The organism is Janthinobacterium sp. GMG1 (assembly GCF_034427795.1).
Taxonomy (GTDB): Bacteria; Pseudomonadota; Gammaproteobacteria; order Burkholderiales; family Burkholderiaceae_D; genus Janthinobacterium.
In genome coordinates, this window is sequence record NZ_JAXQNT010000056.1 from 1 (window position 1) to 365 (window position 365).

Genomic DNA, 365 nt, shown 5'->3' on the forward strand with positions numbered 1-365 from the left:
AAGCTGGCCTCCTTGCCGGAAGTGCACAGCCTGCCACTGGACCATCCGCGTCCGGCGCAACAGAGCTTCGAGGGTGCGCTGCTGCACAGCCGGCTGGACGCGCAAGTGAGCAGCCGGTTGCACGCGGTGTGCCGCGAACACGGGGCCACGTTGTTCATGGGCTTGCACGCGGCCTTGAGCGCCTTGCTGTCGCGCTATAGCGGTGCCAGCGATATCGTGCTCGGCACGCCGGTGGCGAACCGCGAGCAGCCGGAGATCGCCGGCCTGATCGGTTTCTTTGTCAATACGCTGGTGCTGCGCGCCGAGCTGACCGAGGACATGAGTTTCGGCGCGCTGTTGCAGCAATGCCGCCAGACCAACCTGGA

Annotated in this window: 1 protein-coding gene; it reads left to right on the top strand. The window is 66.0% G+C overall.

Annotated elements, in window-relative coordinates:
* A partial coding sequence (locus SJI03_RS28870) for a condensation domain-containing protein (RefSeq protein ID WP_322429469.1) occupies positions 1 to 365 on the top strand: 365 nt, incomplete at both ends.